Origin of the sequence: Hydrogenophaga sp. RAC07, from assembly GCF_001713375.1 — a bacterium.
In the GTDB taxonomy this organism is placed as follows: Bacteria; Pseudomonadota; Gammaproteobacteria; order Burkholderiales; family Burkholderiaceae_C; genus Hydrogenophaga.
Map to the genome: position 1 here is coordinate 4,472,527 of NZ_CP016449.1, position 13,741 is coordinate 4,486,267.

The window sequence follows — 13,741 nt, forward strand, 5'->3', positions numbered from 1 at the left end:
GTGTCCTCATGCGTGCAGCGTGGCGATTTCCGCCACCGGCCTTCTCGGCGAAAAAGCGACCCGGGTGTCGGGGGCGATGGGTTCACCGAAGGCGATCATCATGATCAGCCGCTCACCGGCCGGTATGCCGCCCGCGCTGCGGATCGCGGACTCGGTCTTGTGGTTGATGGCCAGGTTGAGCGGGCAGGCGCCCCAGCCCATCGAGCGGCAGGCAAACATCAGGCACATGGCGAACAGCGCACCGTCGACATAGGCCTGGTTGCGTTGGCCCGGCCCGCCCCAGGCGCAGATCTCCGACGTCACCACAAACAGGTTGCCGACCGACCCTGCAAAACCGCGCGAGCCGCCCTGCAGCGCGAGCAGCGCCTGGATGCGCTCGGGGTCCTGGTAGGCATGCACGCGGGAGGACTGGCGGTTGCATTGCGAGGGCGCCAGTTGCGCGAGCGCAATCGCCTCCCTGATCCGGTCGGGGTGCAGCGGTGTGGACTGCATCGTGCGGATGCTGGAGCGGCTGGCCATCAGGTGCTGCAGGCTGCTGGGCGGCTGGCCATTGAACGAGTAGTCCCGCGTGCCCCCCTTCCAGGGCCGGGGCAACTTCGCTTCCCACGTGGTCAGGTAACCGGCGATCTCGTCGAGCAAGGGGTCGGACGCGCCCGCCTTGGCATGGAACTTCACATAGGCGTCCAGCGCACCCAGCGACATGTGGGCCGGCACGGCCGAGTGCTGCAGGTCGTAGCGCGACAGCGCGGCCATCACAAAACGGACCTTGTCCTGGCCGAACAGCAATTTCGGGTTCGGCAGCGAGAGGCCCTTCTCGATCGTGTGGGCCTCGATGATGATTTTGTAGAACGCGCGCCGGGACTGGTCCACCAGCGGCGAATACGAGTTGAAGCGCAGGAACAGCACCGCGTCGCGCAGGGCTTCGCTGAAAATGCCGACCACCTTGGCCAGTTTGTCAAACATGGCGTTCCTTCACCACACGGTCCTTGATCTTTCGGCACGGGTTGCCGGCGCACACCGACCAGGCCGGCATCTCCTTGAGCACCACCGAGCGCGCGCCGATCACGGCACCTTCCCGGATCACCACGTCCGGGTGCACAAAACACTCCGCCGCGATCCACACGTGGTCCTCGATCACGATGGGACCGGTGATCAGGGGCCGGGACAGGGAACGGATGTCGTGCGAACCGGCGCACAGGAAAGTGCGCTGGCTCACCGCGACCTTGGAGCCCAGCGTGATGCGGCCCATGCTGTAGCAGTCCACGCCGTCACCCAGGGCCGAGAACGCGCCCATGGCGAGGTTCCACGGGGCCCACACGCGGCAGCTGGGCGCGATGCGGCAGCCCTCACCGATGTCGGCACCGAACCAGCGCAGCAGCTGTCGCCGCCACCCGTGCAGCGCCCAGCGCGGCGTGGGCCGGAAGGCCAGCAGCCACACCACCTCCCACGCGAAGCGCCGCAGCTTGGCCGCGGTGCTGAAGTCGCTGCGGTAGCGCAGCGAGCGGAAGTCGCGCGTGACATCGTTGAGCGATTCGCTCATGGGGCCACCGCCTTCAGCTGCGTGCTCAGGAACGCATTGCCGGCTTGCCGCAGGTCCGCCAGGCGCTGGTCCACGTCGGCCCAATCGATGTCCCTGGCCATCAGGGCCTGGGTGTTCTGCGGCGAGAACGCCGGCGCAAAGCGGCTTTCCAGTCCCACCGCGCGCAGCAGGTTGAGGGCGCGGGCGTTGGCGGCCGCTTTTTCCCCGGTCAGTCCGGCCACGATGAAGGGCTTCTTGAACAGCAGCGAGAAGACGGTGCCGTGGAACGAGTTGGTCACGACAAAGCTTGCGTTGCGGATCAGGGAGACCCACTCGCCGGGGTCGGGGTACACCGTGTTGCCGATTTCCACCCAGCGGCGGTGGGGGTTGTGCGGCGATCGGATGGGGCAGCCCAGTTGTTGCGCCACCAGTTCGGCCGTTTGACGGATGTTGTCGGGCGAGCGCAGCCCGTAGCAGAAGAGGTAAGGGGCGTCGTCGCCGGGTGGCGCGCTGTCGGTCAGTTCCGCGTAGTCGCTGTGCAGCAGCGTGGGGTCGGGCACGTTGGCGGGCTTGCGTCCGGTGGCCCGCTCGACCAGCGTGACGCCCGAGGCTTCGCGCACGGAGATCGCATCGAAGTTGCGCAGCAAGGGCGGCAGCTGCGCGGCTTCCGACGGGGACACCCGGTCCCGGCCAAAGCTGGCGGCGTACGAAATCTTGCGGGCGGGGAACCGCTTGGCGAAGGCCAGAAAGTAGTTCGCGTCAAAACCGAAATGCTGTGACGGGCTCCAGATCTGGTCGCTGCCCGCGACGATGAGGTCGAACGAGCGCGCCGCAGCGAGCGAAGCGCCGTTGTCGGTGGGTGCGGCATCGGGCCTCACATCCAGAAACTGTTCCCGGAAGCGGATGAACTTGTCTTTCTGGCCTTTGTTCCCGAAGTGCTCGTGGATGAAGGACGAGACCGCGAGGTACACCACCTTCAGGTTGGCCTTGAGCCTGGCGGGCGACGTGGGCAGGCACAGGCTGCCACCGTGTTCGATGTGGGCCGGGCGGTAGTCGATGAAGCTCGCGTGGTGACCCTGCTCGGTCATCCAGCGGCGCAAGGCATAGGCTTGCAGCGCCGCACCGTAGTTGTCGCTGAAGTGGAAGGTGAGGATGCCGACGTTCATTTTTTCAACATCTTTGGAGGGGAGGTTGTGCCGCTCGGCGTGGTGGCCGGGCTGGTGGCGAGCAGACGCCGGACGTTGCGCTGAAAGCGCGCGGCCACCGCCGCGCCGCCCAGGCGCACGGACTCGGCGCCTGCCAGCGCCGACCGGTCCCACTGGAAGTCCTCAAAGAATCGTTGCAGGTGGCCCCCCAGTGCGCTGGCGTTGCCGGCCTCGAACACATATCCGTTGCGGCCCTGCTCGATCACGTCGCTGGCGCCGCAGCGGTCGCTGCAAATGACCGGGGTGCCCACCATCAGGGCTTCGTTGACCACCGCGCCCCAGCCGTCGAACCGGCTGGGCAGCACCAGCACGTCGGCAGCGGCCATGGCCGCCACGGTCTCGGCGTTGGGCAGGCCCGGCGAGAAGCGCACCCGCTCGGCCACGCCGAGCTGGCTGGCGAGCCGCTGGAGGTTTTGCGCTTCTTCGCCCTGGCCAATGATGCGCAGGCGGGCCGAGGGCAGGTCGAGCTGGCTGAACGCCTGTAGCAGCAGGTCGACCCGCTTGCGTGCGATCAGCTGGCCCACGTAGAGGATTTCTTTGTGCTCGCGCTGCACCGGCAGGTGTTGCACCGGCGTGCTGTCCACCACGTGGATGAACGGCACGATGCGATCCGCCGGGTAGCCGCAGGCCGAGAAGAAGCGCGCGCCACCGTAGCGGCCCGAATGGCCGATGCAGAACACGCCGCTCAGGTGGCGGCGGTAGCGCAGCGCGTCCCAGGTGTAGACCAACCGGCGGGGCAGCAGGCGGGGGCCCGGCTCGTAGCGGTTTTCCGTCATCAGGAAACGGTGCACCGGCTGGCCCAGGCTGGCCTTGAAGGCGGCCAGCGGCAGGGCGAAACCCCGCAGGCCAAAGAACACCTGCACCGAGTCGGGCAGCGAAGCCAGTTCGGCGATCTGCGCCGGTGTGGGTGCCACGTGCACCTGGACCCGGCCGGTGTCCGGCACCGGGTAGCCGCGCTCGCGGAAGCGCTGCGGCAAGGCTTCGTGCACGCACCAGTGCACCGTGTTGCCGGGCATGTTCGCCAGCTCGCGGATGTACGCGGCCTGGTGGAACATGAGGTAGGAATGCCAGAAGACGAAGGTCATGTCAGGTCCACCTGTTTGGGGTGATCCACCGGGTGCCTGCGGAACAAGGGCGCTGCACCGGCCGTCATGCGCCGGGCCAGCCAGCGGGTGAGCAACGAAAAGAGCAGCACGGGCACCAGCGCCATGAGCAGGAGAACGGTGTGGTCGAAGGCGTATTGCTGTGCTTCGAGCCAATGGATCCACGCGGTCTGCGTCAGGTAGATCTCCAGCGTCAGACCTCCGAGCAGCGCAACGGCGGGGAACAGGGGCGTGGCGCGCAGGGGCTTGAGCACCGTCTCGGACGCGAAGAGGTGAAAGCTGAAGAAGACGATGGGGTAGAGCCAGACGTGAAACAGGAACTGCAGCTGGCCCATGCCGTGGCGGAACAGCGTGAGCTTGGTGACGAGGAACAACAACAAGGACACCAGCAGCGCTGCGACCGTGAAGAGACTGAACCTGGGCGTGAGCTTCAGTCGGGCCACCAGGCAGCCCAGCAGCGTGATGCCGAAGTAGTTGATCCACTTGAAGTAATCGGGCCCTTCCACCACGAAGGTGGACAAGTCGAGCTGGCTGTAGAAGAAGACGTACGGCACCAGCAAGGCCGCCATCGCCATCGCGATGCCGGTCGGCCGCAGGCGAGCCAGATAGAAGATCGGCACGTAGAACACCACCACCGCCGAGATGAACCAGAACGGTGTGGGCCAGACGAAGACGCCGACCAGGTCGGTGAAGCTGGCGATGCCGATCTGACGGGTCACAAGCATGGCGCAGGCAACGATGAAGACGGCGGGGTACAGGCGCGAGAGCCGCTTGCCGAGGTAGGCGAGCAGCGTTGGGCTGGATGTGTCGGACCCGGTGACATTCAGGCTCATGGCCAGGCCATAGCCCGAGAGGAAAAAGAACAGCGAGTTGCCGATGGCGCCGCCGGTGGCGATGCGGGGGTCCGGCACGAAGGCGTCCAGGTGCGACAAGGTGATCAACACCGTGGCCAGGCACAGCATGAGGGTGGTGTCGGTGGTTCTGCGTGTCATGTCGGGATCCGATCCAGGCGGTGTGAGGGGAAGGCAGATCGCGCAACGGGTCGCAAGCGGTGGGTGGCGGCGGCCATCGGCCTCAGGTTCACTTGCAGGAGCAAGACGAGGATCCACAGCGAGTAGGGATTGCCCACGCCGATCAGGTAGCGGTTGAAGAAGGACTGGGCCAGCATGAAGACGAACATCAGTCCCACCAGGAACAACGGGTAGCGGGGCTGGCCCGGTGGCAGGCCGTGGTGAAGCGCGCGGCAGGCCGTGACGACAAAGGCCAGCGTGATGAGCGAGCCGAAGAAAATCCCGTGCTCCAGCGCCAGGTTGATGTACGAGCTCTCGACCGGGAACCCGATGATCTCGGGCAGGGCCGAGCGGATGCCACGGCCCGCGAACAGCAACGAGGCGTCCGAGAACACCAGCTCGATGCCCGCGCGCCATATCTCGGTGCGCCCGGTGGCGCCGGACTCCACGCCGCGGGTGGGCGAATCGATGTCCAGGATGAGGGAGAGGTAGTCCTTGATGGCCGCCCAGTTGAAGAGGACGACACCCACGGCGACGAGCGCCGCGAGCACCAGGCCCATGCGCGAGCGGCGCGAGCCTCGCAAGGCGATCAAGCCGACGCCTGTTGCGCCGGCGACGGCCAGCGCGAGCATGCCGGCGCGGGCCGAAGCGGCCAGCAACACACAGAGGCACAGCACCACCATCGCCAGCGCAAAGACCTTTTGCGACCGGGTGGGCGCGGCCAGCCAGCGCTGAAGGAACAGCAGGGCACCACCGCCGTAGACCAGGCCACTCAGGTTGGGGTGCATGCCCAGCGGTTGGTAACGCACCAGGCCCAGGCCGTGCTCCACGCTGCCCGAGAGCGAGGCGAACAAGGCCGGTGACTCCAGGGCGAGCACCGTGCCCACCAGCGCCACATAGGCCCAGCGGAACACAACGATCAGCTCGTCCGCACCCCGGTGCCGGATCAGGAACGCCATGGCCACCAGCACCAGCAGCAGCATGGCGCCGTACATCGTCGAGAGCACGTTGCCCGTCATCCACGCCACCAGCATGGCAAACAGGAAGGCGGTGCCGAACAGCCATTCGACCAGGCTGGGCCGGATGCGCAGGGTGTCGCCGGACAGCGCGGAGAAGAAGCCCGCCAGGAGCAGCAGGCTGATGGCGCCCATCTGGGAGGCCTGCAGCGCCGGGCCTTCGTAGTACCACCCGGTGAGGTAGATGGCGCCGCCCAGCAGCCAGCGCGAGAGCTGTGTGTTCAGGCCGCGCATGGCACACCTGTGTGGTTGAAGGCCGCGTGAAGGACCTGCATCGTGGGCCGCCATGAAGCCGAACCCGTGATGTGCCGGACCTGTTCCAGCGTGGTCGCCAGGCGCTGCGGCTGGTTGGTCGAGAACAGCAGGCGGTTCTCAAACTGGTGCAGCGCATAGGCCAGTGCAAGTGCGCCGGTGGCCGCCGTCGGGTCCGTGCCGACGGTCAGCAGGCTCGCCAACTGTTCTTCGAGTTGGCTGTCTTGAGCCATCTGCCGGGTGATGGCGGGTGCGGTGAAGCGGAACGCGCCATGCAGGATGTCGGTGGACGCGGCTGGTGCCCCGTCCAGGCCGGGCGCCGGACAGCGGTACTGCAGCAACGTGCCGAAGTGCACGAGCTGGTCGTGTGACTCGCCGGTGGAGCTGCCATAGGCCCCCAGCCGGCCTTCGGCCATGCAGCGTTCGAACAGCGGCTTCAAGGGGGCCAGCGTGTCGTGGGCTTGCGCCTCGTGCAGCAGCAGGCCGTCCACCCGCTCGCGTTGCAGCAAGCGCAGGCTGGTCTCCACGGACCGGGCGATGAAGTCGGGATTGAAGTTCGCGGGCGGGGCGCGGTGGGCCATGCCTTTGAGCACGGCGCTGCGCAGACCCGGGATGTGCCGGGCCAGGGGCTTGACGATGGCCCGCGCTGTCTGCAGGAGGCCGGGCGAAGCCGGGCGGGCCAGCCCGGCCTTGGTGAATACCGTGACGGCTTCTTGCCGACCCCGGAGGGCCTCGCCCAGCACGGTTTCGGACATGCCCAGGCCGTAGGGGGGCGCGGTGTCGAAGTGGCGAATACCCAGGTCCAGCGCCGCGTGCACGAGCCGCAGGGCGTTGGCCTTCTCGGGGCCGCCCTTGAGCCGGCCACAGCCGAAGCCCAGCCGTTGCGAGATGAGGTCGGTGCGGGTGTCCATCGTCATGCGGTCGCCGGTTCGCGCTGCAGCCGCTCGGCCAGCCGGGCCGTGAGCGCCATGGCGGTGAAGGTGGGGTTGGCGTAGCTGGAGGTGCGGAACACGGCGGCACCGGCCACGAAGAGGTTGCGGGTGCCGAACACGCGCAGCTCGCTGTCGACCACGCCGTCACCCGCGTGGTGGCCCATGCGTGCACCGCCGCACTGGTGGAAGGTGTCGCGGGCGTGGTCGAGCACGCGGGTGTCTTCGGTGTCGAGCAGCGCGTCGATCTCCACCCGGGCCAGGCCGGCGGCCAGCAGGCTGTCGCCGATGCGGCGCACAAAGGCGGCCATGGCGCGCACCTCGGGCTGGCCGCCGATGCGCCAGTCCAGCGAGGCCAGCGGCATGCCGAAGCGGTCCTTGCGTTCGGGGTCGAGCGTGATGCGGCTGTCGTCGCGGGGCAGTTGTTCGGCGTGCATGACGAGCCAGACACCGCGGTCGCCGGGGTTGTAGATGCGGTGGTGCCGCAGGTACTGCACGATCATCGGCACCCAGGCGCTGCCCATGCCCTTGACGTGGCGCAGCACCTCGCCCAGGTTCAGGCCGAGACCTTGGCGAGGCAGCCCGCCGCGCATCAGCGAGCGCACCAGCACTTTCAGATGCTGCAGGTGTTCGGCGATGCTGGACTCGAACGCGAAGTAGCCGGTGACGTTGAGTGCCGCCCCGGTGCCGGCGGTGGCCGGGCCGGTGTCCAGCCGCAGCTTGGGCTGGTACTTGTGTCCACCGAGCACGATGTTCTGGAAGGTGCGCAGGAACCGGGGCTTGTCCAGCAGATGCACCCGGGCGCCGCGCATCTCCAGGTGGTCCTGGAAGCCCGCGCCCACCCAGGTGTTGTTCGCCCAGGGAGCCTGGGGCAGCTCGACTGCGCTGGCGAGCAGCAGACGGGCGATTTCGATGGTGCCGTTGGCCAGCACAAAACGCCGGCCCTGGATGGCGAGCGATGTGCCGTCGGGCAAGGCCACACGCACCGAGGTGATGTGCTCTCCATCGGGTGCGAGGTCCAGGCCCGTGGCGTGCGCGTGCAGCAAGACGGTGAGGTTCGGCGCGTTGTGCAGGCGTTCGCGGAAGTACCGCGCCATCGCAGGTTCCTTGAGCCAGCGCGTGAGGAACAGCGTGAACCCGGGGATGTCGGGGAAGCCCTCGCCGAAGAGCTTGTGCGCCTGCGGCGTGGACTCGTCCAGCACATCGGCCAGGCGCAGTTCCCGGGCCACGGCTTCGTACCAGGGCAAGAGGTCGTCGTAGCTGATGGGCCAGGGCGCATCGGCCACACCGGCACGGGCTTCGAAGTCCGATGGGACGAAGCCGGTGAGCTGACCGCCCCAGAGGTTGGAGGTGCCCCCCAGCGCGCGCCCGCGCGCCACGGAAATGCCGGTGTGCGCGCGGCCGGTGACGGTGGCGTCGTTGAGCGCTTGCGACGGCGCCTCGAAGCTGCCACCGCCGGTTTCCAGCACCAGCACGCGCTGGCCCCCGCGCTCCAGCAGCACGGCCAGCAACAGGGCCACCGTGCCACCACCGACGATGACCACGTCGTGCGCGGTGTCCGGTGGCGGGCTGTGTTGCAGGTCAAAGATCATGCGGCGGCCCTCGCTGCGCGCAAGCGGTGCACGGCGCGCGTGGCGGTGAACCAGACCAGGGCCTCGCCCAGCACCATGGCGGCCACCACACCGGTCATGCCGGCGCTGCGCCAGGCCAGCCACGCCACGCCGAGCGAGACCACCGCGGCCACGAGGCTCTGCAGCGCCAGGCCGCGATGGCGGTTGATGGCCATGAGCACCACACGCGGAATCTGGGTGGCCGAACACACGGCCGCGTAGAGCAGGAACAGCGCCATGCTGGTGGCGGTGAAGGGAATCTGGCCGTGGGTCCAGAGGTCCAGCAGCCACGGAGAAACCAGGTACACCAGCAGCGCGCCCGCGGCGGCGATCAGCAGGCCCAGGCGGTTGGCGCGGCGGTAGAGCCTCCAGAAAGCGCCATCGTCCTTCTGACCGTTGAGGGCGGTGAGTTCCGGCCACAGCGGGTTGCTCAGGCCGTTGGTGATCTGCACCACGACGCGCGCCACGGTGCGGTAGGTGTTGAACACGGCGGTGGCGGCCGGGCCCAGCGTGGCCGCCACCAGCAAGGTGAAGCCTTGCAGGCTCAGCGCGTTGGTCAGCGATAGCGAGAGGAACAGCATGCCGGGCGCTGCGGCGTGCCGGATGTCGGCGAGGCTGGCGCGGTGCACGCCCCAGCGCAGAAAGTCGGTGCGCCGCTGGCTCAGCGCGATGGCCAGCACCGTGTAGGCCGCACGCGCGAGCAACGCGCCCGACGCGACGCCGAGGAAGCTCCGGGTGAGCACCAGACCGAGCAGGCCGCCCGCCCAGTCGGCCAGCCGGCCGGTGGTGACGAGGTAGGTGCCCGCGGCATAGCCGCCGGTGGCCTTGTAGACCACTTCGGCCAGGCTGCAGAACAGGCTGAGCACCACGCTGAGCGACAGCAGCATGAGCACCGTTTTCCATTGCGGCACGGCCAGCAGGGTGGCGGGCAGCAGCAGCAAGGTGGCGCCCACCACCAGCAAGACCATCAACGAGACGGACAACAGGAAGGCCACGGCGCTCTGAAACACCTCGGCAGCGCGCGCCTTCTGGCCTTGCGAGATCAGAGCGATCATCTGGTTGCTCGACGCGGTGGAGATGCCGGCATCGGCCAGCGACAAGTAAAACGGCAGCGCAGTGAGGGCCAGCCAGGTGCCGTAGGTGGCCATGTCCCAGTAGTGCAGGAACAGCGGCAGCGACACCAGCTGCGTGCCGATGCTGACCACCTGCGCATAGCCGTACGCACCGGCACCCGACGCCAAACGCCCGGCGAGCGATGTCAGAACGGGTGGGTGTGTGCGCAAGGGGCGTGTGGCTGACATGGGCGTGCGGACGGGTTCAGTGTTCGCCGGTCACGGCCACCGCGTAGCCGTGGTGTTTCAGCAGGGCGTGTCGCTGTGCGTCGGCCAGGTCGGACACCACCATCTCCGCCACCATGTCCTGCAGCCCGATCTGCGGCACCCAGCCCAGCGTGGCTTTGGCCTTGGTGGGGTCGCCCAGCAAGGTTTCCACTTCGGTGGGCCGGAAGTAGCGCGGGTCCACTTTCACGACCACCTGGCCGGGCTGCAGCGCGGGCGCCCGGTCGCCCACGACCGACTGCACGACGGCCTGTTCGTTCACGCCCTCGCCCTCGAAGCTCAGCGTCACACCCAGCTCTTGGGCGGCCATGTCGATGAACTGGCGAACGCTGTACTGCACGCCTGTGGCGATGACGAAGTCTTCCGGACGCTCCTGCTGCAGCATCAACCACTGCATGTGCACGTAGTCCTTGGCGTGGCCCCAGTCGCGCAGCGAGTCCAGGTTGCCCATGTAAAGGCAGTGCTCCAGTCCCTGGCCGATGTTGGCCAGGCCGCGCGTGACCTTGCGGGTGACGAAGGTCTCGCCGCGGCGCGGGGATTCGTGGTTGAACAGGATGCCGTTGCAGGCGTACATGCCGTAGGCCTCGCGGTAGTTCACCACGATCCAGTACGCGTAGAGCTTGGCCACGGCGTAGGGGCTGCGCGGGTAGAAGGGGGTGGTTTCCTTTTGCGGGATTTCCTGCACCAGGCCGTAGAGCTCGGAGGTGCTGGCCTGGTAGAAGCGGGTCTTCTTTTCCAGCCCGAGGATGCGGATGGCCTCCAGCAGGCGCAGCGTGCCCAGGCCGTCCACGTCGGCGGTGTACTCCGGGCTGTCGAAGCTCACCGCCACATGGCTTTGCGCGCCGAGGTTGTAGATCTCGTCGGGCTGGGTTTCCTGCACGATGCGGATCAGGTTGCTGGTGTCGCTCAGGTCGCCGTAGTGCAGCTTGAAGCGGGCGTTCTCGATGTGCGGGTCCTGGTAGATGTGGTCCACGCGCTGGGTGTTGAACTGGCTGCTGCGGCGCTTGATGCCGTGCACGACGTAGCCCTTGTCGAGCAGCAGCTCGGCGAGGTAGGAGCCGTCCTGTCCGGTGACGCCGGTGATGAGGGCGACCTTGGGCTGGACGTTGTGGGTGGGTGGGTTTTTGGTCATGGTGCGGTGTGCTGTCGTTGAGCGGTTTGCTGCAGGAAGTCCTGGTAGGTGAGGGCCAGTCCGCTGGTGAGATCGACCTTCTGCGTCTGCCAGCCCAAGCTGTGCAGGCGGCTGCTGTCCATGAGCTTGCGGGCGGTGCCGTCGGGCTTGGTGGCGTCAAAACGGATCTGCCCGGCGAAGCCGGTGACGTGGGCGATGCTGTGGGCGAGCTCGGCGATGGTCATGTCCGACCCGTAGCCCACATTGATGTGGCTCAGCGTGGGCTGGGTGTGTTGCTCGTAGAGCGCCTTGGGCAGGTTCATCACGTGCACGCAGGCCGATGCCATGTCGTCGACAAACAGGAACTCGCGCAGGGGTGTGCCGCTGCCCCAGATGGCGACCTCGGGCGCGCCGGTCACCCGGGCTTCGTGGAAGCGGCGGATCAGCGCAGGGATGACGTGGCTGTTTTCGGGGTGGTAGTTGTCGCCCGGTCCATAGAGGTTGGTGGGCATGACGCTGCGGTAATCCACGCCGTGGCTGGCACCGAACTGGCGGTTGTAGCTTTCGCAGAGCTTGATGCCGGCGATCTTGGCCACGGCGTAGGGCTCATTGGTGGCTTCGAGCAGCCCGGTGAGCAGGGCTTGCTCGCTCATGGGCTGCGGAGCGAGCTTGGGGTAGATGCAGCTGGATCCGAGGAACAGCAGCTTCTGCACGCCGTTGCAGAACGCAGCCTCGATCACGTTGGCCGCGATCATGAGGTTCTGGTAGATGAAGTCGGCGGGAAAGGTGTGGTTGGCGTGGATGCCGCCCACCTTGGCCGCGGCGAGGTAGACCTGCTGCGGTTTGGTCCTTGCGAAGAAGGCGCGAACGGCGGCCTGGTCGGTCAGGTTGAGTTCGGCGTGGGTGCGCGTGAGGATGTGGCTGGCGGGGTGGCCGGCGGCGAGCAGCTGGCGCACGATGGCCGAGCCGACCATGCCGCGGTGGCCGGCCACATAGATGGTTTCAGGTGTGTTCATGGCGGTGGGGAGTGGGCAGTGAGCGGTGGGTGGGCATCAGCAGGCGCCTTCTTGTTTGAGCACCACGCGCACGGTGCGCAGCATGATCACGATGTCGTACCAGAGCGACCAGTTGCGCACGTACCAGAGGTCCATGTTGATGCGGTGCTGGAAGGTGCTGGTGCTGCGCCCGCTGATCTGCCACAGGCCGGTGATGCCGGGGCGGGCCTTGCCGTAGGCGGCAATGCTCTTGCCGTACTCGTCCAGCTCACGGGCCAGCAGCGGGCGCGGGCCGACCAGGCTCATGTGACCGCGCAAGACGTTGATGAGCTGGGGCAGCTCGTCGATGCTGGTGCGGCGGATGAGGTGGCCGATCTTGGTGATGCGGGGGTCGTTGGCGAGCTTGAAGTTGCTGGCCAGGTACTGCACGTAGAGTTTTTCGTTCTCGGTTTTCCAGCGCTCCAGGGCACCGTCGGCGTCCATCACCATGCTGCGGAACTTGATGAAATCGAACAGCTGGCCGTCCACCCCCACGCGCTTCTGCACGAAGAACACCGGGCCGGCGTCGTCGCGCTTGATGCGCCACGCGACCCAGGCGAACAGCGGCGCCAGCAGCACCAGCAGGGCGGCAGCACCGGCCATGTCGAGCGCGCGCTTGAGCACCTGCGGGCCGCGGCGGTTGAGGTTGTTACGGGCGCGCAGCAGCAACACGTCGTGACTGAAAAAGTGCGAGACCTCCATGCCGTAGATGGGCAGGCCGCCGAGCGCGGGCACCATCACCAGGTCGTCGCGGGTGAGCATGAGGTCCTGCGCCAGTTCACGCAGCCAGTTGTTGTCACGAACGCCGAGCACGCCCACCAGCTGGTAGGAGCCGGGCCGCGCAAGGAACTCGCGCACGCCGGGGCTGAGCGCGGTGGGTGCGGCCACGTATTCACCGAGCTCAACCAGCCGTGCGCCGGGGTCGGGGCAGACGACGGCCACAGGCTTGTAGCCCAGCAGCGGCTCGCTCGCGAGCGCGGCGGCGGCCTTCTCGACGTCCTCGGGGTGGCCGATGAGCACATAGGGTTGTGTGAGCAGACCGGCCCGCAGCAGCCAGGTGCGGATGGCCAGGCGGGCCAGTGGCAGGAAGATCAGCACCAGGCCCCAGGTGGCGCCGGTCCACAAGCGCGAGAGCGGCCACTTGGCGAGGTAGATGACCATCGCGTCGAGCAGCGCTGCCAGCACGATGACCTGGATCAACTGGCGGGTTTCGTCCCACCAGGGCTTGCGGCGGTGGGCGGAGTAGTGGCCTTGCACCGTCCACATCCAGCTCACGATGGTCAGGGCAATCGCGGCGAACAGCATCACGCGCAGGTGGCCATTGGCGGCCCACCAGACGTTCATCGCCTGCGGCAGGCTCATGTCGTGGAGCAGCCAGGCGGGCAGGCGCCCGGCGACGAAGCAGAGCGCAAGCACCAGCAGGTCGGTGAACACCAGCCAGGCCTTGGCCTGTCGCTGACGTTCGTTCAGGTTGGCCCAGGGAGCGAGGCTGCGGGCGAGGTCGTGTTCGTTGAAGAACGGGACGATGGTGCGCTGGCCGCTTTCGGCGGGCGGCGGCCTCTCGAAGGGACGGGTGCGTGCGCGCGCCATGTCAGCACCTCTTTCGTGTGGAGAT

General features: G+C 67.5%; 12 protein-coding genes. All 12 read right to left on the bottom strand.

Features of this window, described 5'->3' with window-relative positions:
- Positions 1 to 6: 6 nt before the first annotated feature.
- From BSY239_RS20885 to wbaP, 12 genes are read right to left on the bottom strand one after another with little or no spacing between them, the layout of a single operon-like run.
- Entirely contained in the window at positions 7 to 963 is a 957-nt protein-coding gene (locus tag BSY239_RS20885) for a nitroreductase family protein (protein WP_069048503.1), read from the bottom strand.
- Positions 956 to 1,540 carry an acetyltransferase gene (locus BSY239_RS20890; RefSeq protein ID WP_069048504.1) on the bottom strand — a complete coding sequence of 195 codons (585 nt, stop codon included), beginning with the start codon at positions 1,538 to 1,540 and terminating at the stop codon, positions 956 to 958. Before BSY239_RS20890 ends, BSY239_RS20885 begins: the two co-directional genes overlap by 8 nt.
- The gene (locus BSY239_RS20895; protein ID WP_069048505.1) at positions 1,537 to 2,685 is read right to left on the bottom strand and encodes a polysaccharide pyruvyl transferase family protein; all 1,149 of its coding nucleotides are present in this window, start codon (positions 2,683 to 2,685) and stop codon (positions 1,537 to 1,539) included. The genes BSY239_RS20890 and BSY239_RS20895 overlap by 4 nt, the downstream gene beginning before the upstream one ends.
- On the bottom strand, positions 2,682 to 3,809 hold the full coding sequence (locus BSY239_RS20900) for a glycosyltransferase (RefSeq protein ID WP_069048506.1): 1,128 nt from the start codon (positions 3,807 to 3,809) through the stop codon (positions 2,682 to 2,684). Before BSY239_RS20900 ends, BSY239_RS20895 begins: the two co-directional genes overlap by 4 nt.
- A complete protein-coding gene (locus tag BSY239_RS20905) occupies positions 3,806 to 4,819 on the bottom strand; it encodes an acyltransferase family protein (protein ID WP_069048507.1) in 1,014 nt (337 codons plus the stop codon). Before BSY239_RS20905 ends, BSY239_RS20900 begins: the two co-directional genes overlap by 4 nt.
- Positions 4,816 to 6,087, bottom strand: a complete 1,272-nt coding sequence (locus BSY239_RS22640) for an O-antigen ligase family protein (protein ID WP_069048508.1) — start codon at positions 6,085 to 6,087, stop codon at positions 4,816 to 4,818. The genes BSY239_RS20905 and BSY239_RS22640 overlap by 4 nt, the downstream gene beginning before the upstream one ends.
- Positions 6,075 to 7,022, bottom strand: a complete 948-nt coding sequence (locus BSY239_RS20915) for an aldo/keto reductase (RefSeq protein WP_083240107.1) — start codon at positions 7,020 to 7,022, stop codon at positions 6,075 to 6,077. The genes BSY239_RS22640 and BSY239_RS20915 overlap by 13 nt, the downstream gene beginning before the upstream one ends.
- Positions 7,019 to 8,626, bottom strand: coding sequence for a GMC oxidoreductase (locus BSY239_RS22645; protein ID WP_069048510.1), 1,608 nt, complete (start codon positions 8,624 to 8,626; stop codon positions 7,019 to 7,021). The genes BSY239_RS20915 and BSY239_RS22645 overlap by 4 nt, the downstream gene beginning before the upstream one ends.
- A complete protein-coding gene (locus BSY239_RS22650) occupies positions 8,623 to 9,945 on the bottom strand; it encodes a lipopolysaccharide biosynthesis protein (protein ID WP_172823138.1) in 1,323 nt (440 codons plus the stop codon). The genes BSY239_RS22645 and BSY239_RS22650 overlap by 4 nt, the downstream gene beginning before the upstream one ends.
- Before the next feature lie 16 nt (positions 9,946 to 9,961).
- Complete coding sequence (gene gmd, locus BSY239_RS20930) at positions 9,962 to 11,113, bottom strand: GDP-mannose 4,6-dehydratase (RefSeq protein ID WP_069048512.1); 1,152 nt, start codon at positions 11,111 to 11,113, stop codon at positions 9,962 to 9,964.
- Positions 11,110 to 12,108, bottom strand: a complete 999-nt coding sequence (fcl, locus tag BSY239_RS20935; protein WP_069048513.1) for a GDP-L-fucose synthase — start codon at positions 12,106 to 12,108, stop codon at positions 11,110 to 11,112. The genes gmd and fcl overlap by 4 nt, the downstream gene beginning before the upstream one ends.
- A 36-nt stretch (positions 12,109 to 12,144) precedes the next feature.
- Positions 12,145 to 13,716 (bottom strand): undecaprenyl-phosphate galactose phosphotransferase WbaP, encoded by a 1,572-nt coding sequence (wbaP, locus tag BSY239_RS20940; RefSeq protein ID WP_083240109.1) that lies wholly within the window; start codon positions 13,714 to 13,716, stop codon positions 12,145 to 12,147.
- Between the last annotated feature and the right edge of the window lie 25 nt (positions 13,717 to 13,741).

Bases quoted from the DNA above. Each gene is read 5' to 3' on its own strand.
- fcl (WP_069048513.1), bottom strand. From the start codon at position 12,108: ATGAACACACCTGAAACCATCTATGTGGCCGGCCACCGCGGCATGGTC.
- BSY239_RS22650 (WP_172823138.1), bottom strand. From the start codon at position 9,945: ATGTCAGCCACACGCCCCTTGCGCACACACCCACCCGTTCTGACATCG.
- BSY239_RS20915 (WP_083240107.1), bottom strand. From the start codon at position 7,022: ATGACGATGGACACCCGCACCGACCTCATCTCGCAACGGCTGGGCTTC.
- BSY239_RS20890 (WP_069048504.1), bottom strand. From the start codon at position 1,540: ATGAGCGAATCGCTCAACGATGTCACGCGCGACTTCCGCTCGCTGCGC.
- BSY239_RS22645 (WP_069048510.1), bottom strand. From the start codon at position 8,626: ATGATCTTTGACCTGCAACACAGCCCGCCACCGGACACCGCGCACGAC.
- BSY239_RS20900 (WP_069048506.1), bottom strand. From the start codon at position 3,809: ATGACCTTCGTCTTCTGGCATTCCTACCTCATGTTCCACCAGGCCGCG.
- BSY239_RS20895 (WP_069048505.1), bottom strand. From the start codon at position 2,685: ATGAACGTCGGCATCCTCACCTTCCACTTCAGCGACAACTACGGTGCG.
- wbaP (WP_083240109.1), bottom strand. From the start codon at position 13,716: ATGGCGCGCGCACGCACCCGTCCCTTCGAGAGGCCGCCGCCCGCCGAA.
- BSY239_RS22640 (WP_069048508.1), bottom strand. From the start codon at position 6,087: ATGCGCGGCCTGAACACACAGCTCTCGCGCTGGCTGCTGGGCGGCGCC.
- BSY239_RS20885 (WP_069048503.1), bottom strand. From the start codon at position 963: ATGTTTGACAAACTGGCCAAGGTGGTCGGCATTTTCAGCGAAGCCCTG.
- BSY239_RS20905 (WP_069048507.1), bottom strand. From the start codon at position 4,819: ATGACACGCAGAACCACCGACACCACCCTCATGCTGTGCCTGGCCACG.
- gmd (WP_069048512.1), bottom strand. From the start codon at position 11,113: ATGACCAAAAACCCACCCACCCACAACGTCCAGCCCAAGGTCGCCCTC.